Annotated in this window: 24 protein-coding genes; 6 read left to right on the top strand and 18 right to left on the bottom strand. The window is 73.8% G+C overall.

Annotation, left to right across the window (positions count from 1 at the left end; genetic code table 11):
- Positions 1–67: 67 nt before the first annotated feature.
- Complete coding sequence (locus tag PYS65_RS30820) at positions 68–1,378, top strand: GNAT family N-acetyltransferase (RefSeq protein ID WP_279337211.1); 1,311 nt, start codon at positions 68–70, stop codon at positions 1,376–1,378.
- A 74-nt stretch (positions 1,379–1,452) separates the two neighbouring features.
- Here the strand turns inward: PYS65_RS30820 and PYS65_RS30815 are convergent, their stop codons facing one another.
- Positions 1,453–2,679 (bottom strand): trans-sulfuration enzyme family protein, encoded by a 1,227-nt coding sequence (locus tag PYS65_RS30815; protein ID WP_279337210.1) that lies wholly within the window; start codon positions 2,677–2,679, stop codon positions 1,453–1,455.
- A 60-nt stretch (positions 2,680–2,739) separates the two neighbouring features.
- Here PYS65_RS30815 and PYS65_RS30810 point away from each other — a divergent pair, with 60 nt between their 5' ends.
- Complete coding sequence (locus PYS65_RS30810; protein ID WP_279337209.1) at positions 2,740–3,231, top strand: Lrp/AsnC family transcriptional regulator; 492 nt, start codon at positions 2,740–2,742, stop codon at positions 3,229–3,231.
- Positions 3,232–3,263: 32 nt separating this feature from the next.
- A complete protein-coding gene (locus PYS65_RS30805) occupies positions 3,264–4,952 on the top strand; it encodes a DUF885 domain-containing protein (RefSeq protein WP_279337208.1) in 1,689 nt (562 codons plus the stop codon).
- A gap of 10 nt (positions 4,953–4,962) precedes the next feature.
- On the opposite strand, the gene PYS65_RS30800 is transcribed toward PYS65_RS30805, so the two are convergent.
- From PYS65_RS30800 to PYS65_RS30790, 3 genes are all read right to left on the bottom strand, one after another.
- Positions 4,963–5,847, bottom strand: a complete 885-nt coding sequence (locus tag PYS65_RS30800) for an SDR family oxidoreductase (RefSeq protein WP_279337207.1) — start codon at positions 5,845–5,847, stop codon at positions 4,963–4,965.
- 291 nt (positions 5,848–6,138) lie between these two features.
- Complete coding sequence (locus PYS65_RS30795; protein WP_279337206.1) at positions 6,139–9,132, bottom strand: AAA family ATPase; 2,994 nt, start codon at positions 9,130–9,132, stop codon at positions 6,139–6,141.
- Positions 9,129–10,292 (bottom strand): exonuclease SbcCD subunit D, encoded by a 1,164-nt coding sequence (locus PYS65_RS30790; protein ID WP_279337205.1) that lies wholly within the window; start codon positions 10,290–10,292, stop codon positions 9,129–9,131. Before PYS65_RS30790 ends, PYS65_RS30795 begins: the two co-directional genes overlap by 4 nt.
- Positions 10,293–10,856: 564 nt before the next feature.
- Here PYS65_RS30790 and PYS65_RS30785 point away from each other — a divergent pair.
- Positions 10,857–11,252 carry a DUF302 domain-containing protein gene (locus tag PYS65_RS30785; protein ID WP_279337204.1) on the top strand — a complete coding sequence of 132 codons (396 nt, stop codon included), beginning with the start codon at positions 10,857–10,859 and terminating at the stop codon, positions 11,250–11,252.
- Positions 11,253–11,272: 20 nt separating this feature from the next.
- Here PYS65_RS30785 and PYS65_RS30780 read toward each other — a convergent pair whose 3' ends face one another.
- The 9 genes from PYS65_RS30780 to PYS65_RS30740 all read right to left on the bottom strand — a co-directional run bounded on the left by PYS65_RS30780 (position 11,273) and on the right by PYS65_RS30740 (position 18,289).
- Positions 11,273–11,515: a metal-sensitive transcriptional regulator gene (locus PYS65_RS30780; RefSeq protein ID WP_279337203.1), complete on the bottom strand. Its 243-nt coding sequence runs from the start codon at positions 11,513–11,515 to the stop codon at positions 11,273–11,275.
- A gap of 19 nt (positions 11,516–11,534) precedes the next feature.
- Complete coding sequence (gene trxA, locus PYS65_RS30775; RefSeq protein ID WP_279337202.1) at positions 11,535–11,903, bottom strand: thioredoxin; 369 nt, start codon at positions 11,901–11,903, stop codon at positions 11,535–11,537.
- Positions 11,904–12,075: 172 nt separating this feature from the next.
- Positions 12,076–12,936 (bottom strand): sulfite exporter TauE/SafE family protein, encoded by an 861-nt coding sequence (locus PYS65_RS30770; protein WP_279337201.1) that lies wholly within the window; start codon positions 12,934–12,936, stop codon positions 12,076–12,078.
- A gap of 5 nt (positions 12,937–12,941) precedes the next feature.
- On the bottom strand, positions 12,942–13,523 hold the full coding sequence (locus PYS65_RS30765; protein WP_279337200.1) for a rhodanese-like domain-containing protein: 582 nt from the start codon (positions 13,521–13,523) through the stop codon (positions 12,942–12,944).
- Entirely contained in the window at positions 13,520–14,920 is a 1,401-nt protein-coding gene (locus PYS65_RS30760; RefSeq protein WP_279337199.1) for an MBL fold metallo-hydrolase, read from the bottom strand. Before PYS65_RS30760 ends, PYS65_RS30765 begins: the two co-directional genes overlap by 4 nt.
- Positions 14,917–15,273, bottom strand: coding sequence for a rhodanese-like domain-containing protein (locus PYS65_RS30755; RefSeq protein WP_279337198.1), 357 nt, complete (start codon positions 15,271–15,273; stop codon positions 14,917–14,919). The genes PYS65_RS30760 and PYS65_RS30755 overlap by 4 nt, the downstream gene beginning before the upstream one ends.
- Before the next feature lie 1,052 nt (positions 15,274–16,325).
- Positions 16,326–16,952, bottom strand: a complete 627-nt coding sequence (locus tag PYS65_RS30750) for a YigZ family protein (RefSeq protein WP_279337197.1) — start codon at positions 16,950–16,952, stop codon at positions 16,326–16,328.
- A 9-nt stretch (positions 16,953–16,961) separates the two neighbouring features.
- Entirely contained in the window at positions 16,962–17,501 is a 540-nt protein-coding gene (locus PYS65_RS30745; protein ID WP_279337196.1) for a SixA phosphatase family protein, read from the bottom strand.
- A gap of 23 nt (positions 17,502–17,524) precedes the next feature.
- Positions 17,525–18,289, bottom strand: a complete 765-nt coding sequence (locus PYS65_RS30740) for a cysteine--tRNA ligase (RefSeq protein WP_279337195.1) — start codon at positions 18,287–18,289, stop codon at positions 17,525–17,527.
- 114 nt (positions 18,290–18,403) lie between these two features.
- Here PYS65_RS30740 and PYS65_RS30735 point away from each other — a divergent pair, with 114 nt between their 5' ends.
- A complete protein-coding gene (locus PYS65_RS30735) occupies positions 18,404–18,811 on the top strand; it encodes a CoA-binding protein (protein ID WP_279337194.1) in 408 nt (135 codons plus the stop codon).
- Between the two features lie 29 nt (positions 18,812–18,840).
- On the opposite strand, the gene pspAB is transcribed toward PYS65_RS30735, so the two are convergent.
- The 3 genes from pspAB to PYS65_RS30720 all read right to left on the bottom strand — a co-directional run bounded on the left by pspAB (position 18,841) and on the right by PYS65_RS30720 (position 20,894).
- On the bottom strand, positions 18,841–19,443 hold the full coding sequence (gene pspAB / locus PYS65_RS30730) for a PspA-associated protein PspAB (RefSeq protein ID WP_279337193.1): 603 nt from the start codon (positions 19,441–19,443) through the stop codon (positions 18,841–18,843).
- Between the two features lie 30 nt (positions 19,444–19,473).
- Entirely contained in the window at positions 19,474–20,388 is a 915-nt protein-coding gene (gene htpX, locus PYS65_RS30725) for a zinc metalloprotease HtpX (protein ID WP_279337192.1), read from the bottom strand.
- Positions 20,389–20,534: 146 nt separating this feature from the next.
- Positions 20,535–20,894, bottom strand: a complete 360-nt coding sequence (locus PYS65_RS30720; RefSeq protein ID WP_279337191.1) for an ArsR/SmtB family transcription factor — start codon at positions 20,892–20,894, stop codon at positions 20,535–20,537.
- Positions 20,895–20,955: 61 nt separating this feature from the next.
- Between PYS65_RS30720 and PYS65_RS30715 the strand changes: the two genes are divergently transcribed.
- On the top strand, positions 20,956–21,981 hold the full coding sequence (locus PYS65_RS30715; protein WP_279337190.1) for a cation diffusion facilitator family transporter: 1,026 nt from the start codon (positions 20,956–20,958) through the stop codon (positions 21,979–21,981).
- 45 nt (positions 21,982–22,026) lie between these two features.
- On the opposite strand, the gene PYS65_RS30710 is transcribed toward PYS65_RS30715, so the two are convergent.
- Both PYS65_RS30710 and PYS65_RS30705 read right to left on the bottom strand, forming a co-directional pair.
- Complete coding sequence (locus PYS65_RS30710) at positions 22,027–22,584, bottom strand: YbaK/EbsC family protein (protein ID WP_279337189.1); 558 nt, start codon at positions 22,582–22,584, stop codon at positions 22,027–22,029.
- 43 nt (positions 22,585–22,627) lie between these two features.
- Positions 22,628–23,200, bottom strand: a complete 573-nt coding sequence (locus PYS65_RS30705; RefSeq protein ID WP_279338130.1) for a helix-turn-helix domain-containing protein — start codon at positions 23,198–23,200, stop codon at positions 22,628–22,630.
- Between the last annotated feature and the right edge of the window lie 117 nt (positions 23,201–23,317).

Here is a 23,317-nt window from a genome sequence, read left to right as displayed (position 1 = left end):
AGAACTCTTTACTCGACAGTCATGGCGTGTTGGCGGCCGCGAAACACGATTCCTTCACAGTGGCCGCATGAGCCGAGACAGGTCCGACATGACGTACACCCGGCACGGCCGTCCCGCGCAGGGACATCCGGGGGGAGAACCGACCACGCGCTTCACGGCGGCGTTCCACAGTTGGTGGGCACGCCGCCACGGTCACGCACCGCCCGCACCCGATACCGACGGGGCCGCGGAAAGCCGGTCCCCGGAGAGCACCCTGTGGCGGATGCGGACGACGGTACGGGACGAACCGGGCGCGCTGGCCGCACTGTGCACGGCGCTGGCCGAGCACCGGGTCGACATCCTGAGCCTGCAGACGCACCCGCTGGGCGAGGCCACGGTCGACGAGTTCCTGCTGCGCGCCCCGGCCGGCCTGACCGCCACCGGCCTCACCACGGCGGTGACGGGTGCCGGGGGCACGGACACCTGGACCGAGCGGGCCGACGCCCACGATCTGGTGGACGCCCCGACCCGGGTGCTGGAACTCGCCGCACGTACGGCCCTGGACGGCGCGGAAATTCCGCTGGCGCTAAGGCAGTTGCTGGGCCGGTGCACCATCCGTTCACTGCCCGCCGCCCCGGGCGGCGGGCAGCCGGCGCCGGAGGGCGTCCCGGTGGAGGGGACCCTGGAGGACACCGTGATGCGGCTGCGCGCCCCGGAGGGCGGCGTGCTCACCGTGGAGCGGCCGCATCCGCCCTTCACGCCCACCGAGTTCGCCCGGGCGCGGGCCCTGGTGGAACTGGACGCCCGGCTCGGCCCCCGGGTCCCGCACGGCCAGGACGTCCTCACCCTGCCCGAGGGCAGCGACATCACCGTGGGCCGGGCGGACACCGGCGACCTGGAGGCGGCGCGGGCGATGCACGAGCGGTGCTCGCCCGAGACCCTGCGCCGGCGGTACCACGGACCGGTCGGCGACGCGGACCGCTACCTGCATCACCTGCTCGGCCCCCGCTTCGGCCGCACGCTCGCCGTACGGACCGCCTCCGGCCGCGTCGTCGGCCTCGGCCATCTGCTGTGGGACGGCGACGAGACCGAGGTGGCACTGCTCGTCGAGGACGCCTGGCAGCGCCGGGGCATCGGCACCGAACTCCTGGCCCGGCTGGTGTCGATGGCCACCGAGGCGGGCTGCGCCCACGTCTACGCCGTGACGCAGGCGTCCAACACCGGGATGGTCGCCGCGATGCGCGGGCTGGGCCTGCCCCTCGACTACCAGGTCGAGGAGAGCACCCTCGTCGTCACCGCGCGTCTGGACCCGGCACGGGCCCGCCACGCGCGGGAGGGGCGGGAGCACGGCTCACCGGCCGGCCACCGGTCGTGGAGCACCGCGCCACCGGCCCCCTGACACGGGACACGGGACAGAACGGTCCGGCGGTGTCCGCCGGACCGTCCGGCATCCGCGCGGGGCACGGCCCCGCCTCAGTTCCGGGCCGGAGCCTCCGGCCGGTCGGCCGTCCCGCCCGTGCGGCCGCCCTCCGGTGCACCGGTCCGCTCCCCCAGCGCCCCGTCCAGGTCCGCCCACAGGTCGTCGACGTCCTCCAGGCCGACCGACAGCCGCAGCAGCCGGTCGCTCACTCCCGCGTCCCTGCGGTCGTCGGCGTCGACGATGCGGTGGCTGATGGACGCCGGGTGCTGGATGAGGGTGTCCACGCTGCCGAGGCTCACCGCCGGGGTGACGAGCCGTACCCCGCCGATCACCTCGTGCGGGTCCCCGTGCACCTCGAAGGAGACCATCGCCCCGCCGATGCGCGGGTAGTGCACCCGGGCCACGCGCGGATCGGCGGCGAGCCGGCGGGCGAGTTCGGCGGCGTTGGCCGACGCGGCCCGCACCCGTACCGGCAGCGTCGACAGGCCCCGCAGCAGCAGATAGCCCGCCAGCGGGTGCAGCACGCCGCCGGTGGCGAACCGTATCTGCCGCAGCCGCCCCGCGAACTCCTCGTCGCAGGCCACCACCCCGGCCAGTACGTCGCCGTGCCCGCCGAGGTACTTGGTGGCGCTGTGCAGCACCAGCCGTGCCCCGTGCGCGGCCGGACGCTGGAGGACCGGGGTGGCGAAGGTGTTGTCGACGAGCAGCGGTACCGAGCCGCAGGCATGGGCGACGGCCCGCAGATCGACCTCGGCGAGGGTCGGGTTGGCCGGCGACTCCACCAGGACCAGACCGGTGTCCGGGCGCAGCGCGTCGGCGACCCCGGCCGGGTCGGTCCACGTCACCTCGGAGCCGAGCAGCCCGGCGGTCAGCAGGTGGTCGCTGCACCCGTACAGGGGGCGTACGGCGACCACGTGGCGCAGCCCCATGGAGCCGCGCACCAGCAGGACGGCGCTGAGCGCGGCCATGCCGCTGGCGAACGCGACCGCTGTCTCGGTGCCCTCCAGGCGGGCCAGTGCGGTCTCGAAACGGGCGACGGTCGGGTTGCCGAGCCGTCCGTAGACGGGCGGGCCGTCGGGTTCCGCGCCGGTGGCGGCGAAGGAGTCGATGCGGGCGGCCTCGCCGCGGCTGTCGTAGGAGGGGTAGGTGGTGGACAGGTCGATCGGCGGGGCGTGCAGTCCCTGCCGGGCGAGGTCGTCCCGGCCGGCGTGCACGGCCTCGGTGGCGAGTGCTCTCGTGGTGCCGCGCGTGTGCGTGCGTGCGTCCTTGTCCCAGTCCATGGACCGAAGGGTGAACACGGCAGGGCTGGTCGGCGGATATCTCCGTGCTACGTTCGGCCCATGGCTGAATCCGTCGTACTGGATCCGGTGGATCTGCGTCTGCTGGGGTTGCTGCAGAACGACGCCCGGACGACGTACCGGGAGCTCGCCGCGCAGGTCGGGGTCGCGCCGTCGACCTGCCTGGACCGGGTGACCCGGCTGCGCCGCTGTGGCGTGATCCTCGGGCATCGGCTGAAACTGGACCCGGCCAAGCTGGGGCGGGGACTTCAGGCACTGCTGTCGGTACAGGTCAGACCGCACCGGCGGGAGCTGGTGGGACCGTTCGTGGAGCGGATCAGGGCGCTGCCGGAGTCACTGACCGTCTTCCATCTGACCGGACCGGACGACTATCTGATCCATGTCGCGGTCGCGGACATGGCGGATCTGCAGCGGCTGGTGCTGGACGGGTTCACGTCACGGCGGGAGGTCGCGCGCGTGGAGACCCGGCTGATCTTCCAGCAGTGGGACTGCGGCCCGTTGCTGCCGTCTTCGCCCTCGGCTCAAACGGGGTGACGGACGGCGGGCCGCGTACCAGGATGGGCCGCATGTCACAGACCAACAACCCGCTGCCCCGCGAGGTCGCCGACGCCTACGTCGACGAGCTCATCGCCCTCGACCCGGTCACCGGTACGTATCTCGGCGTGCAGGAGAGTTCCCGCCGTCTGCCCGATCTCTCGCCCGCGGGCCAGGCGGCACTCGCGGAACTCCAGCGGGCCACGCTCGCCCGGCTCGACGAGGCCGAGGCCCGGCCCGGCGCGGACAGCGGCATCGAGCGCCGCTGCGCCCGGCTGCTGCGGGAGCGGCTCACCGCGGAGATCGCCGTGTACGAGGCCGACGAGGGGCTGCGTTCGGTCGGCAACCTGGGCACGGTCGCCCACTCGGTGCGCGAGGTGTTCACCGTGACACCGACGCAGACCGAGGAGGACTGGGCCGCGGTCGCCGAGCGGCTGCGCGCGGTACCGGCCGCGCTGGCGGGCTACCGGGAGTCCCTCGCGCTCGGCCTGGAGCGCAAGCGGTACGCGGCTCCGCGGCCGACCGCCGCGTTCGTCGGGCAGCTCACCGAGTGGGCGGACACCGGCGAGGGCCGCGGCTGGTTCGAGGACTTCGCCTCGGCGGGACCGGACGCGCTGCGCGCCGAACTGGACGAGGCCGCCCGCGCCGCGACCGCGGCCGTGGTGGAGCTGCGGGACTGGATGCGCGACGTGTACGCGCCCTCGATCGAGGGCGCCCCGAACACCGTGGGCAGGGAGCGGTACGCCCGCTGGGCCCGGTACTTCAACGGCACCGACCTCGACCTGGACGAGGCGTACGCCTACGGCTGGGCCGAGTACCACCGTCTGCTCGGCGAGATGCGGAAGGAGGCCGAGAAGATCCTGCCGGGCGCCGAGACGCCGTGGGTGGCGCTCGCGCACCTCGACGAGCACGGCCGGCACATCGAGGGCGTCGACGAGGTCCGCGAGTGGCTCCAGGGCGTGATGGACCGGGCGATCGAGTCCCTGGACGGCACCCACTTCGAACTCGCCGAGCGGGTACGGAAGGTGGAGTCGCGGATCGCCCCGCCGGGCAGCGCGGCGGCACCGTACTACACGCCTCCGTCGGAGGACTTCTCTCGGCCGGGCCGCACCTGGCTGCCGACCATGGGACTGACCCGCTTCCCCGTCTACGACCTGGTGTCGACCTGGTACCACGAGGGCGTCCCCGGCCATCACCTCCAGCTGGCGCAGTGGGCGCACGTGGCCGAGGACCTGTCCCGCTACCAGGCCTCCGTGGGCATGGTGAGCGCCAACGCCGAGGGCTGGGCTCTGTACGCGGAGCGGCTGATGGACGAGCTCGGGTTCCTCGCGGACGCGGAGGAGCGGCTGGGCTACCTGGACGCGCAGATGATGCGGGCGGCCCGGGTCATCGTGGACATCGGCATGCACCTGGAGCTGGAGATCCCGGCGGACTCGCCGTTCCACCCGGGCGAGCGCTGGACGCCCGAGCTGGCCGAGGAGTTCTTCGGGGCGCACAGCAGCCGTCCCGCGGACTACGTGGAGAGCGAGCTGACCCGCTATCTGACGATTCCCGGCCAGGCGATCGGCTACAAACTCGGCGAGCGGGCCTGGCTGCTCGGCCGGGAGAACGCCCGCAAGCGGCACGGCGACGCCTTCGACCCCAAGGCGTGGCACATGGCGGCGCTGTCCCAGGGCTCGCTGGGCCTGGACGACCTGGTGGACGAACTGTCGGCGCTGTAGGCGGCCCCGGTCAGCGCATGAAACCCCCTTCGGAGTTGACGACCTGACCCGTGATCCTTCCCCAAGCTCTCAACTCCGTTCGAGCAGGGGAGACCCCAATCGCCTCGTCCGTGGCCAGCCACGCGATGAGGCGGGCGGGGTCGTCGGGCATCCCCCACCGCCCGCCGGGGAAACGCGCGGCGACGGCCTCGTAGGCGTCGCCGGTCAGGTAGTCCGTGTCCACCGGGCCGGGGTTGACGGTGTTGACCGTGACGGCGTGCCCGGCGAGCGTGGTCGCCAGGGAGCGGGTGAGGGAGGCGAGCGCGCCCTTCTGCAGGGCGTAGGCGATCTCGCCGGGCATGCCGCCGGCGATGTCCTGGCCGGACGTCGTCATCACCACGCGGCCGCCCGGCGTGCGCGGCGGCAGGGCGGCCCGGTGCCGGGCGTGGGCCTGGACGAGCAGCAGCACCGAGCGGGCGTCGACGGCCCAGTGCGCGTCGAGCATGGCGGCGTCGACGGTGTCGAGGTCGCCGTCGGAGCCGCTGAGGGCGTGGTTGGCGACGAGGATGTCGAGCCGCCCGCCGAGCGCGGTGGCGGCCCGGGCGTGCAGTTCGGCGGGGACGTCCGGGTCGGCGAGGTCGCCCGGTCCGGCGGCCACCCGCGCCGAGGGGTCGCCGAGCGCTTCCCGTACGGAGGCGGTCACCTCCTCGATCCGGTCGGCGCCCCAGGGCATGGCGGCGTCGTGCGGGACGTGATGGTGGAGATAGACGCTCGCTCCGTGGGCGGCGAGACGGCGGGCGACCGCGTGCCCGATGCCGGCGCGCCGACTGGCCCCGGTGACCAGGGCGGTCCGGCCGCGCAGGGGCAGGGGGTCACGGCGGAGGGCTTCGGGGGCGGGGTGCGGGAACTTGGGCATGGTCGCCCATCATGAGGGGCGCCGGCGGCCGGCGCACGTGGATATCCCTGCCGGGCCAGGGCCGTGGAGTCGCCCGACGGGAGGAGCCCGACGGATGTCCGCCCGCCTCGCGGGCCCGGTCGTGGCCGGAGGCCGTCTCCTTGCCGTCGGCGGCCCGTCCGTAAGGGCGGTGCCTTCTGCGGTGCCGCCCTGAGGGGGCCGCCGTCCGATTCCACCCGCTCCACCGTGCCTGGTCGCACCCTGTGCGACACCTGAGAGGCCCGACTGCTGTGGTGGGCCCGCGGACTCGGCTCAGGTGACTCCGTGCTGCCGCAGCGTCGAGCCCGACCGGCCCTTCACCACCTCGAGTTGGGCGTGGATCCGGCGGCGCAGGTCGGGGACGTGGCTGACGATGCCCACGCTGCGGTCGCGTTCCCGCAGGGAGTCCAGGACGTCCAGGACCTCGTCGAGCGTCTGGTCGTCGAGGCTGCCGAAGCCCTCGTCGATGAAGAGGGTGTCCAGCCGGACCCCGCCGGCCTCGTCGGTGACGACGTCGGCGAGTCCGAGCGCGAGGGCCAGCGAGGCGAAGAAGGTCTCGCCGCCCGAGAGGGTCGCGGTGTCCCGCTCCCGGCCGGTCCACGCGTCCACGACGTGCAGTCCGAGGCCGCTGCGCCCGCGCCCGGTGCGGTCGTCGGAGTGCACCAGGGTGTAGCGGCCGGAGGACATCCGGTGCAGCCGGGCGGTCGCCGCGGCGGCGACCTGCTCCAGGCGGGCGGCCAGGACGTAGGACTCCAGGCGCATCCTGCGTTCGTTGTCGGCCGAGGTGCCCGCGGTGAGGCCTGCCAGGCGGGCCACCCGGTCGTACTCCTCGCGCAGCGGCGCCAGCCGACGCGCCGAGGCGGTGGCCCGCGCGGAGAGCCGGTCGAGTTCGGCGCAGCGGCGGGCTGCGGCATCACGTGCGGAGGCCGCCTCGCGCGTCCTGCGGTCCGCGTCCTCGGCGGTGCGCTGTGCGACGGTGAGGCCGGCGGGGGGCTGCTGGGCGGCGGCCGCGGTGCCCGGCTCGGCGAGCACCGCGCGTACGGCGGCCTCCTCCTGCTGCCAGGCCTCCAGCCGGTCCTGCAGTGCGCGGTGGGCGGCCGCGTCGAGGAGTGCCTCGGCCGCCGCCCGCGGGGTGGCGAAGCCCGCCCGGAAGGCGGCGTCGGCGAGCCGGCCGTCGGCCTCCTTGAGCCGCTGTGCGGTGCCGTCGGCGACGCGGGCCGCGTCGGCGGCGTCGGTGAACTGTGCGGCGTGCCGCTCCAGTTGCGCGGCGCGCGTGGCCACGCTGTCCGCGTCACCCCGCGCCTGGGTCAACTCCTCCTCCAGCGCGTCCTGTTCATGGTCCAGCCGCTCCCGGTGGCCCGCCCGGGCGGCGGCCCGCACCGCCGCCTCCCGCTGGGCGGCGACGCGTCGTTCATGTTCGTGTTCCGCCTGGCGCAGCTGTTCCCGGGCGGGGTGCAGATCGGAGGCGGCGCCTCGGGCCTGCGCGTACCGCCGCTCCGACTCCTCCGCTTCTCGGGCGAGGTGGGCGGCCGGCGTGTCTCCCGCCTCCGCTCCGGCGGCGGCCAGCGCCTCGCGTACGGCGCCGAGACGGCCTTCCTGGTCGGCCCGGTGCTCCTCGGCACTCTGGTGGGCGGCCAGGGCCCGCTCCTCCGCCTCGCGGTCGACGTGGCCGGCGACCTTGCGGGCGGGGGCGGGGTGTTCGGTGGCACCGCAGACGGCGCACGGGTCGCCGTCGGTGAGGCCCGCGGCGAGTTCGGCGGCGATGCCGGCCAACCGCTGTTCCTTGAGGTCGAGCCAGTGCTGTTTGGCCTCGAGGGCCCGTTCCCGGGCCGCGCGGGCCTGTTCGGCGGCGTCCTCGGTGTCCTCGGCCAGCTGGTCCCGCAGCCGTGCGGCGGTCAACCGCTTGTGCGCGGTGTCGCGTTGCACGGCGAGCTCACCGGTCCGGGCCGCGGCCTCCTGCGCGGACTCGATACGGTCCTGGAGGCCGGCGCGGGTCTCCTCCCAGCCGGTGAGCCACGCCTCGGACTCGTCGAGCGCGTCGTCGTCGGCGCGCTCCTGGCGGTCCAGAGCCACCCGCTCCCCGAGGAGTTCCGTGAGCCGTCGCTCGGCGCGGCGGGCCGACTCCAGCCCGCCCAGTTCCTCGGTGGCCCGGCGGGCGGCGGCCGCGAGCCCGGCCGCACCCGCGTCCCTGAGGGCCGGGGGAAGCAGGGCGCGGGTATCCGCCTCGGCGTCGGCCGCCCGCCGGTGTTCGGCGTCGGCGGACTCCCGCAGTTCCAGGGCGGGGGCGACCGTCTCGGCCTTCCGGGACCGGTCCAGGCGCGTCTGCGCCTCCTGCCGGTCCTCGGCCCGCTCCGCCAGCCGTGCCGCGCGCTGCCGTGCCTCGGCGAACCGCCGCTGCAACCGGTCCCGTTCGCGTGCCTCGTCCAGTGACCGGTCGGCGGCGGTCTGGGCGGACTCGGCCGCGGCGAGGCGGCAGCGGGCGACGGTGAGCTGTTCGCGGGCGGTGCTGCGGGCCACGGCGGCCGCACTCAGCACGCTCTCGGCCAGTCCCGGTTCGCCCGGCACGAGGTCTGCCGGCTCCATGGCCCCGCCCGCGGCCTGCTGCATCCGGTGCGCGTCGGCGAGCAGTTCGGCGTCGCCGTCCCGCACTCGGGACTCGGCGGCACGGCGGCGTTCGGCCAGGCGCTTCTCCATGTCGGCGAAGCGGCGGGTGTCGAAGAGCCGGCCGAGCAGTTTGCCGCGCGCCTCCGCGTCGGCGCGCAGGAAACGCGCGAAGTCGCCCTGGGGCAGCAGGACGACCTGGCAGAACTGCTCCCGGCTCATGCCGAGGAGCTGGGTGATCTCCTCACCGATCTCCTGGTGGGAGCGGCTGAGGTCCTTCCAGGACCGGCTCACCGGATCGTGTTCGCGCAGCCGACTCTGTGCCTTGTCCAGGGTCGTGCCGGTGCCGCGTTTCTTCGGGCGCTGCCAGGGCGGCTGCCGGGTGACCTCCAGCCGGCGGCCGGCGACGGTGAGTTCGAGGGTGACCCCCGTGCGGGTGGCGGGGGCCGCGTGGTCGCTGCGCAGCGCTGTGCCCTGCCCGTTCTGCCGGGCCCCGGGGACGGAGCCGTACAGCGCGTAGCAGACGGCGTCGAGTATCGAGGTCTTTCCGGCGCCGGTGGGGCCGTGCAGCAGGAAGAGGCCCGCGGCGGAGAGTGAGTCGAAGTCGACGGTCAGTGAGCCGCCGAAGGGGCCGAAGGCGGTGATGTCGAGCCGGTGCAGCCTCATCGCGCCACCTCGTTCACGGCCTCGGCGGCGCGGACCGCGTCGACGGTGTCCCGCAGGACGGCCCGCTCGTGCTCGTCGGGGCCGGTGCCGCGCACATGGGCGACGAAGTCCTCGGCGATCTGCTGGTCGTCGCGCCCGGCGAGGCGCCGGGCGTAGGACACCGACGGGTCGTCGGGCGCGCGTTCGGGTGCGAAGACCAGGCTCAGGGTGTGCGGGAAGCGTTCGGTGAGCCGGGCCATGGGGTCGGCGGGGCGGACCGGGTCGGTGAGCGTGGCCTCGACCCACGCCTCCCGGTGCCGCGCGAGGGCGGGGTCGGCGAGCAGCTCCTCCAGGGTGCCGCGGATCCGGGCGAGGGCACGCGGCACCGGGCAGTCGAGCCGCTCGGCGGTGACCGTTCCGTCGGCGTCCAGGTCGACGAGCCACATGCTCTTGCGGTGGTCCGCCTCCGAGAAGGAGTACGGCAGCGGCGAGCCGGAGTAGCGCACCCGCTCGGTGAGGGTCTGGCAGCCGTGCAGATGGCCGAGCGCCACGTAGTCGACGCCGTCGAACACTCCGGCGGGCACGGCGGCGACCCCGCCGACGGTGATGTCCCGCTCACTGTCGCTCGGTGCGCCGCCGGTGACGAAGGCATGCGCGAGGACCACGGACCGGGTGCCGCGCGGACGGGCGGCGAGATCGGCGCGGACCCGGTCCATGGCGGCCGCGAGCACCGCCTCGTGGCCTGCCTTCTCCACTTCGAACTCGTCCTTGACCAGCGCCGGTTCCAGGTAGGGCAGCCCGTAGAAGGCGACCTCCCCGTGCGCGTCGGACAGCATCACGGGGGTGCCGCTCGCCGCGGGGTCGGTCCGCAGGTGGATGCCCGCGCGCCCGATGAGCCCGGCGCCGACGCCGAGACGGCGGGCCGAGTCGTGGTTCCCGGAGATCATCACGGTCGGCACACCGAGGCCGGCGAGGCGGTGCAGGGCGTCGTCGAACAGCTCCACCGCGGCGAGCGGCGGCACCGCCCGGTCGTACACGTCTCCCGACACGACCACCGCGTCGACGGCGTACTCGCGCACGGTCGCCACCAGGTGTCCGATGAAATCGGCCTGGGCACCGAGCATGCCGACCCGGTGGAACGACCGGCCGAGGTGCCAGTCGGAAGTGTGCAGCAATCTCATAAAATGGCCCTGACCTGCATATCTTTCTCGGTAACACGCCAAAAACCAGCACAATCCGGCATGGGAAACCCAGGTCGGCGCCCACCACGCTAGCGCCTACCGGTACCTGGTTGACCACTGACCTCACATCGCGATCTCGCGTCAGCCCATACACCGAATGTCTGCGGAATCCGCGTGGAGGCGTTCTCCCCACACCCCTGGACAGCGGGTTCTCCGGGACAGCGACCGTAGCGCGAGGCGAGGCGGAGCAGATCGCTGCAGCTCAGCGCCGGTTCTGTGGACAATACCCGGCGTAACGGGTGCGGTACCGGCACCCGAAGAGTGATGGCACCTTGCGTCAAATACCTCCTCCTTGTCGGCTGTCAGTGCGCCGGCGGCACAGCCGATGTCGCGCCAGAACCGGCAGATGCCGAGAGCATCGGATCCAGGTCACTCCCCCGGACAAAAATACCCAGGGGGGTATTCATGAGGAATCGGGAACCTGCCCGGTATCGCCTCCACCCCGACGTGTACCCAGCGGGGTATCAAGGAGTCAGGCATTCCGCACCGAAGGAGCAGTTCACCGTGTCCTACGACCGCACCGTCCGCCTGGCCACCTCCGACTTCGACGCCGCCGTCGCCGCCGTCCGCGAGGCACTGGCGGATCAGGGATTCGGCGTCCTCACCGAGATCGACGTCAGGGCCACCCTCAAGGCCAAGCTCGGCCACGACATGGAGGACTACCTGATCCTCGGCGCCTGCAACCCGCCGCTCGCTCACCGGGCCCTGGAGGCCGACCGCTCCATCGGCCTGCTCCTGCCGTGCAACGTCGTCGTCCGCCGCGACGGCGACAGCACGCTCGTCCAGGCCCTCGACCCGGGGACCATGGTCACCCTCACCGGCCTCGACACCCTCAAGCCCGTCGCCGACGACGCCACCGCCCGCCTGGACGCCGCTCTGAACGCCCTGTCCGCCACCTGACCCGCTCCGGGGCCGGGGCGTCACGAGAGGGACAGGAAGAGCTTCTCCACCTTCTGGGTGTCGAGGCCGTCGGCGCCGCCCTCCTGGCTCAGGCACTCCTCGAGGCCGCCGGCGACGATGGCGAAACCGGCCCGGTCCAGCGCGCGGTTGACCGCGGCGAGCCGGGTGACGACCTCCTCACAGTCACGCCCTTCTTCCAGCATGCGCGCGACGCCGGCGAGCCGGCCCTGTGCGCGCTTGAGCCGGTCGGCGGCCGACCGCACCTGGTCGGCGGGGAAGCGGTCACCGGCCGGGGCTCCGGGTGGCGAGGGAGGCGCGGACCTCGTCCATGTCGAGCCCGCGGACGGCGGTGATCAACTGGTCCAGCGCCTGGGGCGGCAGGGCGCCGGGCCGGGAGAACACCAGGACACCCTCACGGAAGGCCATCAGGGTGGGGATCGAGGTGATGTCCGCCGCGGCGGCCAGGGCCCGCTCGGCCTCGGTGTCGACCTTGCCGAAGACGATGTCGGAGTGGGCCTCGGAGGCCTTCTCGTAGACGGGGGCGAACATCCGGCACGGTCCGCACCAGGAGGCCCAGAAGTCGACGAGGACGATGTCGTTGCCGGACACGGTGTTCTCGAAGTCCGCGGCGGTGAGTGTGACGGTGCTCATGGGACGGTCCCTTCCGTTTCGCCTGAGTAGTGGCTTTTGATACCCCCCGGGGTATACGACACCGGAACGGGGCGGGGCACTCCCCGGACGGCACAGCATGCCGCTGCCCCGGCGCACCGAAGAGCGGTGCGCCGGGGCAGCGGGGCCAGGGGCCGCTGGGTCCGGTGACCTGCTAGGTCCGGTGGACGGCGCGTCGCAGCGGACAGCGGGCGATGAAGCCGTAGCAGACGCCCGCACCGGCGCCCAGCGAGGCGATGGCCGCCAGGACCGGGACCGCTATGTGGGCGGGAGCCTGCTGGACCAGGACGAAGGTGCCCATGGCCAGCACGAACCAGGCGAAGAGCCGGGAGAGGACGTGGGCGGGGACGCGTCCGGCCAGCCGGGCTCCGGCCAGACTGCCGACGACCGCGAATCCGGTGACGGCCAGGGTCAGGGTCCAGTCGATCTGGACGCTCGACAGGTAGCCGGCGAAGCCCGCGGCGGACTTCATCGCGATGACCAGCAGTGAGGTGCCGATGGCCACCGGCATGGGCAGGCCGCCCAGCAGGGCCAGGGCGGGGACGACGAGGAAGCCGCCGCCGGCGCCGACCAGGCCGGTGGCCAGGCCGACGGCCGCGCCGTCCAGCAGGACCCGCCCCACCGGCACCTGCCGGTGGGCCCGGTCGGGGTCGACACCCCGGCGGCCCCGGAGCATGGCGGCGGCGGTGACGATCATCATGACCGCGAAGGCGATCAGCAGGATGACGTCGGGGATGTGGCCGCCGACGAGTCCGCCGGTGTAGGCACCGGCCATGCCGGCTGCTCCGAACAGGACGCCGGTGCGCCAGCGGACCCGTCCGTCGCGGGCATGCTTGATCATGCCCACGGCGGAGGTGACGCCGACGACGAACAGGGAGGTGGCGATGGCCTCCTTGGCGTCCATGCCCGCGACGTAGACCAGCAGCGGCACGGTCAGGATCGACCCGCCTCCCCCGAGCAGCCCGAGGGAGACGCCGACCAGCAGCGCGAGGATCAGGACGATCGTCAGCGTCATGACGCTCACCTGCCGTCGGCGAGCTGGGCGACGGCCTTGCGCGGGTCGAAGGACGGGATGCGGTTCCACGGCATCTTCGACAGCATCACCCCCATGGCACAGGTGTTGCTGATGGCGGCGAAGGCCAGCCCGCCGCCGACGAACGCGGACAGCGCCTGAAGGCCGGGGACGAGGAAGCTGCCGAGGGCGCCGACCAGCACCAGGGAGCCGGCGGCCAGGCGGACCTGGCGCTCCATGTCCCAGCGCTCCTGGCCGTAGTCGGTCGGCGCGCCGGACTTCTCCCAGGCGGTCATGCCGCCCGACAGGACCGTCAGGCCGGGGAGTCCTGCCTCGGCGAGGGCGCGTTCGGCCTGGCCGGCACGCTGGCCCGAGCGGCACACCAGCACCACGTCGGTGTCCAGGTGCCTCGTCAGCTCCTCGCGGTGCTCGCGCAGGGTGCCCAGCGGGACGTTGTAGGAGCCGGGGATGTGCGCGCCCTCGAACTCGGCGGGGGAACGGACGTCGAGCAGGCGCGGCGGACGGGCGGAGTCGAGCCGGGTGCGCAGTTCGTCGGTGGTCAGGCTGCGGGGGGTGGTGGGGGTGGTCATGCGTTGGTCTCCTGTCGGTTGTCGCGGGGGGCGGGGATGTCGGGGGTGAGGGAGCACAGCCCCAGGTCGAGGGCGTTGTCGAAGCTGTCGTCGACGGCGACGACGTCACGGCCGCGGGCGTGGAGCAGGGCGGCGACGACGCCGGCGCGGTAGCCGCCGGCGCAGTGCACCCAGACACGGCCCGCGGGGATCTCCTCGAGGCGGCCCGGCACCTCGTGGATGGGGATGTGCACCGAGCCCGGGATGTGCGCCTCGGCGCGCTCCTGGTTGCGGCGCACGTCCAGCAGGACGAGGCCGTCGCCGCCGAGGACGTCCTTCAGGTCACCGAAGGTGGCGCGCTCGTAGGAGACCGGCGCCTCGCCCCCGGTCCAGTCCTCGGGGCCGCCGGTGGCCATGGCGGCCGGGCGGTCGATGCCGATGCGGACCAGCTCGCGCTGGGCCTCGGCCACGTCCTCGGCGGTCTCGCCGAGCAGGGTGAGGGGGGTGCCCCACGGGATCAGCCAGCCCAGGTAGGTGACGAACTGGCCGTCCAGGCCGAAGTTGAGGCTGCCCGCCAGGTGCCCGGCGGCGAAGGCGGTGCGCTCGCGCAGGTCCACCACCCACTCGCCGGCCTTGATCCGGCGCCGCAACTCGGCCGGGTCCGCCACGGACGGCGCGGACAGGTCCGGCTTGCCCACCTCGCCGGAGTTGGCCGGGCCCATGTGGGCGTAGTAGGCCGGGTAGGCGTCCAGGCCCGCCAGGAGCTGCTCGATGTAGGCCTCTTCGTCGGCGGTCAGCGCGGCGTTGGTCCGCTTCTCCTCGCCGATGGTGCTGGAGAGTCCGGCGGCCTGGGTCGCGGAGCAGAACGAGCCGAATCCGTGGGTCGGGTAGACGGCGGTCTCGTCCGGCAGTTCCGCGGCCAGCCGGTGCGCCGAGCGCCACTGCGCCCGCACCAGGGTGTCGGTGTGGTCCGGGCCCAGCAGGTCCGGTCGTCCCGTGGTGCCGTACAGCAGGGAGCCGCCGGTGAACACCGCGACCTGCTCTCCGGCGGCCTCCAGCGCGTAGGACAGGTGGGTGTGGGTGTGCCCCGGGGTGTGGATCACCCGCACCCGCAGGCTGTCGCCGACCTCGATCACCTGACCGTCGCGCACCGGGGTCCGCTCGTAGGAGACCTCGTCGTCGGCGTTCACCAGGTACTGCGCGCCCACCTCGCGGGCCAGGGCCAGGCCGCCGGTGACGTAGTCGTTGTGGATGTGCGTCTCGAACACGTGGGTGATCCGCACTCCGGCGGCGGCGGCCAGCGCGGTGACGCGGTCGTAGTCGCGCTGGGGGTCCACCACCAGGGCCACGGAACCGTCGTGGGCGAGGTAGGTGCGGTCCCCCAGGCCAGGGGTCTCGATGGGCAGAACGGTGATCATCGCGTCTCCTCGGAAGTGGTCGGGACGGTGCGGGTGCCGGGCTCGGCACCGGTGATCGCGGGGCGGCCGGCCTCGATCCAGGCGGCGGTGCCGCCGCTGACGCTGTGGGCGTCGTAGCCCAGGTCGCGGAGCAGGGAGGTCGCCTGCGCGCTGCGGCCGCCGCTCTGGCAGATCACGTGGACCCGGCGGTCCTTGGACAGCTCGCTGAGGATCAGGGGGAGATGGGGCAGCGGTGCCGACCGGGCGCCGGGGACGTGACCGGCCCGGTACTCGCCGCTGTCGCGGACGTCGACGACGAGGGCGCCTGCCGCGTGCGCCTCGGCGAAGCTCTGCTGGTCGATCTCGGGAACCATGCGGGGAACTCCTGCTCACTTGCCTTCAGAAATACCCTGGGGGGTATGCCTGAGCTCAACCGTAACAGGACCCGGCTTATGCCCCGGGGGGTATATGGGAGTGACGCGCCTCACATGCCGGACCTTCGTCCCCACCGCGGAACGGGGAGGCGACGGGGCACTGCGCCGCCCCGGGAGGGAGCCTGAGGGTGGCGCAGTCGTCCGGCCTTCCGTGCCCGACGGCCCTCACACCCCGGGGGTGAACCGCTGCCGTGACCTCAGCGGCGCCCCGGCCGCCCGGCCGGACCCGAGTCGCGCCGACGTGCGGCACGGTTCGGCCCGGGCGGCCCCGCCGTCGATCCCACCGCCCTGTCGCGAGGTCGAGGCGGATCACGGCCGGGACGCGGTTCGGCGTTCGCCGGGGCGGCACCTCGGACCACCGCCGCCCCGGCGCGAGTGGCGTCTTCACGACCCACGAGCACATACCCCCGCCCGTATGCCCTGCCGTGACTCCCGAATGCGGTACCGCCTCATGGAGCCCTCACGATGACAGCGCCCTCTTCACACCACGGAGCGGGTTCCGTGCTGCGCTGCCTTCCGGTGCTGGTCGCCGTGCCGGTCTCGCCCCCATGCGCGGCCGGGCAGTCCGCGGCGGAATCCATCCGCGCCGAACCGGCTCCGCCACGGCCGACGCACGGTTCGCGGCAGGCCCCCCTCGTGGACAAGGCCGCCGCGGAGCAGGGCAGCACCGATGTCAGCGAGGCCGTCGCCCTCCACGAGGCCGCCGGCCCCTCGCCGTCGGACACCGGACACCGCACACTGCGGCAAAGGGGTTACTTCCGACACCGTCTTCGCCCGCGTCGGCTCCCGTCCGTCCGCGCCGCCGCCGACGCCGGAACGCGCGGAGCACGGGACGCCGGCCGTGCCGGCAGGCCCCGGCCCTGCGTCCGCAGGGCCGGGTTCCGCACCCGGCCCGGTACGGCTCTCCGCCTTGAGCATCCAGACCGGCCCGCGCGCCGTGTCCCCTCACTTCCTCAGCGAAACGGAGTCCCTCTCAGGCGACCCGGCGGTGGTCACGCGTCCCCGTATGCCTCGCCGCCCAGTTCGAGGCGGGCGGTTCCGGCGGTCGCGTCCGCGAGCCAGGACCGGAAGGCGACGACGTCGGAGTCGGGGAGGCCGATCTCGATCGTGACCGCCTCGGCGTAGCGCACGTCCCGCACCGTGCGCCCCGTGGAGCGCAGGTCGTTCTGGATCTTGCCGGCCCGCTGGTGGTCGACCGTCACCGTGGCCAGCCGGAACCGGCGGCGGGTGAGCGTGCCGACGTCGTCCAGTGCCTCGCCGACGGCGCCGCCGTAGGCGCGGATCAGCCCGCCCGCGCCGAGCTTGACGCCGCCGTAGTAGCGGGTGACGACCGCGACGACGTACCGCATGTCACGGCGCAGCAGCATCTGGAGCATGGGGACGCCCGCGGTGCCGCCGGGTTCCCCGTCGTCGCTGGCCTTCTGGACGGAGGCGTCCGCGCCGATGACGTACGCCCAGCAGTTGTGGGTGGCGGCGGCGTGCTCCTTGCGGACGCCGGCGATGAACTCCTGCGCCTCCTGCTCGGTGGCCGCCGGGGCGAGGGCGCACAGGAAGCGGGAGCGGTTGATCTCGGTCTCGTGCACACCCGCGCGGGCGACGGTGCGGTACTCGTCCTGCATCCGGCCAGCCTATGCGGCGCCCCGGGGCACGGTCATGGCGGTCAGCAGGGCGGTGCCGGGGACGAGGTCCGGCCAGCCGGCACCACGCCAGGACAGCACGGCGATCGCGGAGGTCGGGAACTTGGTGCGGACCCGGTCGAGCGTGTCGTCCACGCCGTCGCCGGCCAGGGTCAGGACGAGGTCGGCCAGGCCCGGGTTGTGGCCGATCAGCAGCAGGGTGCCGATATCGGCGGGCACCTCGTGCAGCACGGCCAGGAGCGCGGGGGCGTCGGCGGCGTACAGCCTTGGTTCGTGCCGGACCGGCACGGAGGTGTCCCACTGCGCCGCCGCCAGCTCCCAGGTCTCGCGGGTGCGGACGGCGGTGGAGCACAGCACGAGACCGGGCAGGCCGACGGTCCCGGCGATCGCGCGTCCGGCGGCGGGCGCGTCCCGGCGGCCGCGCGCGGCCAGCGGGCGGTCCCGGTCGGCGACGCCGTCGGGCCAGGCGGACTTGGCGTGCCGCAGGACGACCAGCCGCCGCTCCCGTCCCGCGCCGGTGCGCCCGGTCATCCCGCTCGCCCCCGCCGCCCCGCTCACGCCGGGGATCCCAGGTCTCGGGCGAGGTCGAGGCCGAGCAGCCGGTCCGCGTAGGCGTACGTCTCGAAGCGGGCGCCGTCCGGCAGGTCCGGTGCGGTCTCCACGTCCCGCAGCACCCGGAGGACGCCGGCCGTGTCCAGGTCGTCCTCCCAGGCGGTGCGCAGGTCCGCGCGCACCGCGTCGGGGACGGGCCGCGAGGGCCGGTGCGCCCAGGCGGCGACCGCGCCGCGCCAGCGCGCGAGGGTGCCGGCGGCGTCGTCCAGGGCGGCCGGGTCGAGCCGCAGCGGACTGCTCCTGGGGTGCGCGAGCAGGGCCAGACGCAGAACGGTCGGGTCGGTGCCGTCCGACACGCCGGGGGCCTTTGGACGGACGGGCGCGACGGCGACCCGGACCCCGTCGGGTGTCCCGCCGCCCTCGCTCACCACATGCAGGACCTGGGCCTCGCCCAATCCCGTGCCGGCGTCCCGGCTGTCCTCGAAGGGCCGTACGCCGAGGGCCGCGCCCGCCGCGCGCAGTTCGGGCAGGTCCCGTTCGCCCACGAGCAGCGCCCACACCGGGGTGCCGCCGAGTTCCAGGGCACGTACGAGCAGGTCGGCGACGAGCAGCACTCTCAGGTTCGTCGGATCGAATCCGCGCGTGTGGGCCTCGACGCGGGTGAGGCCCCGCCGGGCGGGGGTGGCGTCCACGGGTTCGCCGGTCCGGGCGTCGGTGATGCGCAGCACGAGGCGAGCGTAGGCGCACAAGCGGGCCCGCGCAGGCATCTCGCACGCTTTTCGGGGCTGCCGCGGTTCCGAGCCGGGAATCTCCGCACCCACTCGGCCGTTGTCGGAGCATCGGAGCAACTGCTCTTCCACGACCCTTCAGGAGGCCTGACGGTGTACGGCGACGAGGCAACGGTCCGCAAGATCCTCACCGGGCTGGGCGACACCTGGGCCGTGGTGGGCCTGTCGTCGAACCGGCAGCGCGCGGCGTACGGCGTCGCCCAGGTGCTGCAGCGCTTCGGCAAGCGGGTGGTGCCGGTGCATCCGAAGGCCGAGACGGTGCACGGCGAGCAGGGGTACGCCTCGCTCGCGGACATCCCCTTCGAGGTGGACGTCGTCGACGTGTTCGTGAACGGCGAACTGGCCGGAGCGGTGGCGGACGAGGCCGTCGCCAAGGGCGCCAAGGCGGTGTGGTTCCAGCTGGACGTCGTCGACGAGACGGCCTACGAGCGGACCCGCGCGGCGGGCCTGGACATGGTGATGGACCGCTGCCCGGCGATCGAGATACCGCGCCTGGGCTAGCCGGAGTCGGGCTTCACTGGCCCCGGGCCTCAGGGCCGGGGCCCGGTGAGACCCGGGGCGCCCCACACCGGGAACCAGCGGGCCAGATCGTCCTCGATGCGCAGGTCGTCCGCGAGGAGCGCCCTGATCTGGAGTTCCAACGCGTTGTCGCGCCGCTCCGTGCCGTCGGGGAGCGGCGCGAAGGGGTAGAAGGTACCGCGCTTGTAGAGATAGACCAGCGCCAGGACCCGAGGGTCCGTTGTGGCCCGGAACCCGACCAGGGAGCAGAGGAGTTGCGGGCCGAAGCCCGCGTCCTGGAGGAGCGTGTTGACGGCGTGCAGGTCGTTGACCAGTGAGGCGGTGTCGTCGGCGGGGTGATGGACGAGGATCCATGTGTACCCGTACGCGTCCCTGGTGTACTCGACGGGTGTGCCGCCCCGGCCGGTGTCGGCGTCGAGCAGGTCCCGTACCTCCTGCCGGAGCCGGTCGAACGCGCCGCCCTCCACGCTCGCGAAGCAGACCGATCCGCTCCCGGTCGGGGTGAACCCCGCCCCCGCCTGCACGGTGATCGCGGCCGAGGGCAGGCTGAAGAGCTGGTCGAGGTCCGGGCGCACCGGCTTGCTGCGGCCGAGGATGGTGTCGAGGAGTCCCACGGCACGGCACCTCCATGGTTCGTCGGATCGTCATGCCCGGCCGAGCTGGGCCGAGATCCGGCCGAGCTGGTCGAGGCGCTGTTCGAGGGTGGGGTGGGAGGAGAGCAGCCGGCTCAGGCTCTCCCGGGAGGAGAAGGCCGGTGCGAACCAGAAGGCGTTGAACGGCTCCGCCCGGCGAAGGTCCTTCGTCGGGATCCTCGCCATCTCTCCGGTCACCTTGGTGAGCGCGGACGCGAGTGCGGACGGACGGCCGGTGAGCAGCGCGGCGGAGCGGTCGGCGGACAGTTCGCGGTAGCGGGACAGCAGCCGGGTCAGCAGGAAGCTGATCACGTACACGACGGCGCTGACCAGGGGGATCAGGACCGCCACGAGGGCGGTGGTGCTGTCGCGGCTGGTGCGGCCGAGGCCGGTGTAGAGCGCGGCGCGGGTCATGAAGCCGGCCAGGACGCCCAGGAACGAGGCGATGGTCATCACGGCGACGTCCCGGTGGGCGACGTGCGACAGCTCATGGGCGAGGACGCCCTCCAGTTCCTCCGGTTCCAGGCGGCGGAGCAGACCCGTGGTGACGCACACCAGGGCCGTTCTCTCGTTGCGGCCGGTGGCGAAGGCGTTCGGCAGGTCGCTGTCGGCGATCGCCACCCGCGGCTTGGGGATGTCGGCGAGGGCGCAGATGCGGTCCACGGAACCGTGCAGCCCGGGAGCCTGCTCGGGGGTCACCTCGCGCGCCCCCATGCTGAAGGCCGCGATCCGGTCGCTGAACCAGAACTGCGCGACGAACAGGATGCCCGCGAACAGCAGGATGACGGGCCACGCGTTCTTCACGAGGGCCAGCAGAACCCCGACGAAGACGACGTAGAGCAGCCCGATCAGGAACATCGTCGTCACCATGCGGGTGGTGAGGCCCCGGTCCGGGGCGTACCGCGAATGCGACCGGGTCCTGGGCATCCGGATCACCTCCAGTGAACGTGCACTGCCACACTGCACATCCCTCTCCTGCCAGTGTGCCCCTTTTGCGCGCGGCGGGGCCCGGCGCGGAACCCGTCGGCCCGGGCCGGTGTGCACGGCACGGGGGTCCGGACCCGCTGCTGCCGTCAGTCGTGCGGGGGACGGCCGCCGATCCGGTGGCCGGCCACGTTCAGCGCCTCGTCCACCAGTCGGCGCGGATGTCCGTCGCGCAGTGAGTAGATGACCCTGCGGCCCTCCTTCCGCGTGTCCACCAGTCCCGCGAGGCGCAGCCGTGCCAGGTGCTGGCTGACCGCGGGTCGCGCCGCCCCGCACGCCTCGGTGAGCGTGCTGACGTCGGCCTCGCCGCCGCTCAGGGCGTGCAGCAGGGTCAGCCGGGTGCGGTCACCGAGCAGGGCGAGGAGTTCCGCCGCGAGCGCGAACCGCCGGTCGCCGGGGATGCGTGGGTGCGCATCGTGCGCAGGTGACAGGTGCATGCGTGCGCTCATACGCACATAATGGCCCCCTGGGCGGCACCGCGTCCACCCCGCCCACCGGAAGGGGATCCCCATGTGCGCCCGGTACGAGCACAAGCACCCGCACCCCGGAACGTCCCCGCGCCACCGCCTCCGCCACCTGCTCGCCCCGCACTCCCACGAGACCGCGGACAAGCTCGACTCCGCCCTCGAGTCCTCGGCCCGCGGCCTGCGGGCGCTGTGGATCTCGCTGGCGGTGCTCGGTGTGACGGCGCTGGCCCAGGCGGTCGTGGTGGCCGTCTCGGGTTCGGTCGCGCTGCTCGGCGACACGGTGCACAACACCGCGGACGCGCTGACCGCCGTACCGCTCGCCCTCGCCTTCGTGCTGGGCCGGCGCGCCGCCACCCGCCGTTTCACCTACGGCTACGGCCGGGCCGAGGACCTGGCCGGCATCGCGATCGTGCTGACGATCGCCGCCTCCGCGGTGTTCACCGGCTGGACGGCGGTGGACCGGCTGCTCGACCCGCGTCCCGTGGACCACGTTCCGGCGGTCGCCGCGGCCGCACTCGCCGGGTGCGCGGGCAACGAGTGGGTGGCCCGTTACCGCATCCGGGTCGGCCGTGCCATCGGCTCGGCCGCGCTGGTCGCCGACGGGCTGCACGCCCGGACGGACGGGTTCACCTCACTCGCCGTGCTACTGGGGGCCGGCGGATCGGCTCTGGGGTGGCAGTTCGCGGACCCGGTCGTGGGACTGGTGATCACCGCGGTGATCGCCCTGGTGCTGCGGGACGCCGCGCGGGAGGTGTTCCGGCGGGTGATGGACGCCGTCGACCCGGCGCTGGTGGACCGGGCGGAGCAGGCACTGACCCGGGTCCCCGGGGTACGCGGCGTGGGCGAGCTGAGGCTGCGCTGGATCGGGCACCGGCTGCGCGCCGAGGTGGCGGTGGTGGTGGACGGCGGGGCGACGGTGCGGGAGGCCCACCGCATCGCGGTCGACGCCGAGCACGCCCTGCTGCACGCCGTGCCCCGGCTGACCGCGGCCCTGGTCCACGCCGACCCGGAACCCGTCCCCGGCGAGCGGGACCCGCACCTGCCCCTGGCCCACCACGCGACGGCGTGACCGCGGCACCCCTGCTCCGCCCGGGCCGGGCCGCTACGCCCCCGTTCAGGCCACCCCCAGGCCCTCCAGCACGACCGCGCCCGGCAGTTCGGCGAAGGCCTTGCCCGGCACGAGGAGTTTGCCCCGGCGGCGCCCGCTGCCGACCAGCACGTACGGCAGGTCGACGACGGCCGCGTCCACCAGCACCGGCCAGTCGGCCGGGAGCCCGATCGGGGTGATGCCCCCGTACTCCATGCCGGTCTCCCCCGTGGCCGTGTCCATCGGGGCGAACGACGCCTTGCGGGCGCCGAGCCGGCGGCGCACGACCCCGTTGACGTCGGCCCGGGTGGTGGACAGGACGACGCATGCGGCGAGGGTGGTCCCGCCTCCGCGCTTGCCCGCCACCACCACGCAGTTCGCCGACCGCTCCAGCAGGTCCTGGCCGTAGTGCTCCACGAAGACGGCGGTGTCGGCCCGGCGCGGGTCCGTGTCGACGTAGAGGATCTGCCCGGCGGGGACGCTGCCGTTCCAGGCGTGGACGGCCGCGGCGACCGGCGCGACGAGATCGTCGAGGCAGTCGGGGGCGGGGGTGGCGTGGTCGAAGGAGCCGATGGGTGCGCGCATGGCGGGACCGTAACAGCCGCTCGGCGGGCGCCGGCGGGTCGTCTCAGCGCACGGGCGGGACCGAGACCGCCATGATCATCTCCATGGGTTCGGCGCCCTGGTTGCCGTAGGTGTGCGGGGTGTCGGCCTCGAAGGAGGCGCTGGCGCCGGCCGGGACGCGGTGCTCCGTGCCGTCGACGGTGAGCGTCAGTTCCCCGGCCGTGACGTGGAGCAGCTCGACCGTGCCGACCGGGTGCGGGTCGGAGTCGCTGCTCTCGCCCGGCATGAGACGCCAGTCCCACATCTCCACCGGTCCGGGGGCCTCGGTGCCCGCGAGCAGCCGGTTCCAGCTGCCGGCCTCGGTGTGCCAGAGCCGTACGGCCCGGTCGGCGGGGACGATACGGACCCTGGGGCCCTGCTCGTAGTCGAGCAGGGTGGTGATGCTGACACCGAGCGCGTCGCCGATCTTGACGACGGTGCCGATGCTCGGGTTGGTGCGGGCCTGCTCGATCTGGATGAGCATGCCGCGACTCACTCCGGCCCGCGCCGCGAGCGCGTCCAGGGTGAAGGCCCGCTCGGTGCGCCAGCGCTTGACGTTGCGCGCCAGCGACTGGGTCAGCAGGTCGAGATCCGACACGTTCCGTCCCATGTTCCGGATGACAGCGTTCAACTCGTTCGACTGCGGTGCGGTGCACCCGATCGTCCACCGAACTGTACTGTGCGGTTCGCCGTGGCAGCGGTCCTCGCCCTGGCC

It is taken from the genome of Streptomyces cathayae (assembly GCF_029760955.1).
Lineage (GTDB): Bacteria > Actinomycetota > Actinomycetes > Streptomycetales > Streptomycetaceae > Streptomyces > Streptomyces cathayae.
The sequence above is the reverse complement of the archived record's forward strand: the minus strand, read 5'-3'. Positions and strand labels throughout refer to the sequence as shown.

Excerpts from the sequence above, each read along its gene's own strand:
- PYS65_RS30765 (WP_279337200.1), bottom strand. The coding sequence starts at position 13,523 with ATGACCACCCCCACCACCCCCCGCAGCCTGACCACCGACGAACTGCGC.
- PYS65_RS30750 (WP_279337197.1), bottom strand. The coding sequence starts at position 16,952 with ATGCAGGACGAGTACCGCACCGTCGCCCGCGCGGGTGTGCACGAGACC.
- PYS65_RS30745 (WP_279337196.1), bottom strand. The coding sequence starts at position 17,501 with ATGACCGGGCGCACCGGCGCGGGACGGGAGCGGCGGCTGGTCGTCCTG.
- PYS65_RS30710 (WP_279337189.1), bottom strand. The coding sequence starts at position 22,584 with ATGCGCGCACCCATCGGCTCCTTCGACCACGCCACCCCCGCCCCCGAC.
- PYS65_RS30715 (WP_279337190.1), top strand. The coding sequence starts at position 20,956 with ATGTGCGCCCGGTACGAGCACAAGCACCCGCACCCCGGAACGTCCCCG.
- PYS65_RS30820 (WP_279337211.1), top strand. The coding sequence starts at position 68 with ATGAGCCGAGACAGGTCCGACATGACGTACACCCGGCACGGCCGTCCC.
- trxA (WP_279337202.1), bottom strand. The coding sequence starts at position 11,903 with ATGAGCACCGTCACACTCACCGCCGCGGACTTCGAGAACACCGTGTCC.
- PYS65_RS30770 (WP_279337201.1), bottom strand. The coding sequence starts at position 12,936 with ATGACGCTGACGATCGTCCTGATCCTCGCGCTGCTGGTCGGCGTCTCC.
- htpX (WP_279337192.1), bottom strand. The coding sequence starts at position 20,388 with ATGCCCAGGACCCGGTCGCATTCGCGGTACGCCCCGGACCGGGGCCTC.
- PYS65_RS30800 (WP_279337207.1), bottom strand. The coding sequence starts at position 5,847 with ATGCCCAAGTTCCCGCACCCCGCCCCCGAAGCCCTCCGCCGTGACCCC.
- PYS65_RS30760 (WP_279337199.1), bottom strand. The coding sequence starts at position 14,920 with ATGATCACCGTTCTGCCCATCGAGACCCCTGGCCTGGGGGACCGCACC.
- PYS65_RS30755 (WP_279337198.1), bottom strand. The coding sequence starts at position 15,273 with ATGGTTCCCGAGATCGACCAGCAGAGCTTCGCCGAGGCGCACGCGGCA.
- PYS65_RS30720 (WP_279337191.1), bottom strand. The coding sequence starts at position 20,894 with ATGAGCGCACGCATGCACCTGTCACCTGCGCACGATGCGCACCCACGC.
- PYS65_RS30810 (WP_279337209.1), top strand. The coding sequence starts at position 2,740 with ATGGCTGAATCCGTCGTACTGGATCCGGTGGATCTGCGTCTGCTGGGG.
- PYS65_RS30805 (WP_279337208.1), top strand. The coding sequence starts at position 3,264 with ATGTCACAGACCAACAACCCGCTGCCCCGCGAGGTCGCCGACGCCTAC.
- PYS65_RS30740 (WP_279337195.1), bottom strand. The coding sequence starts at position 18,289 with ATGCCTGCGCGGGCCCGCTTGTGCGCCTACGCTCGCCTCGTGCTGCGC.
- PYS65_RS30815 (WP_279337210.1), bottom strand. The coding sequence starts at position 2,679 with ATGGACTGGGACAAGGACGCACGCACGCACACGCGCGGCACCACGAGA.
- PYS65_RS30795 (WP_279337206.1), bottom strand. The coding sequence starts at position 9,132 with ATGAGGCTGCACCGGCTCGACATCACCGCCTTCGGCCCCTTCGGCGGC.
- PYS65_RS30790 (WP_279337205.1), bottom strand. The coding sequence starts at position 10,292 with ATGAGATTGCTGCACACTTCCGACTGGCACCTCGGCCGGTCGTTCCAC.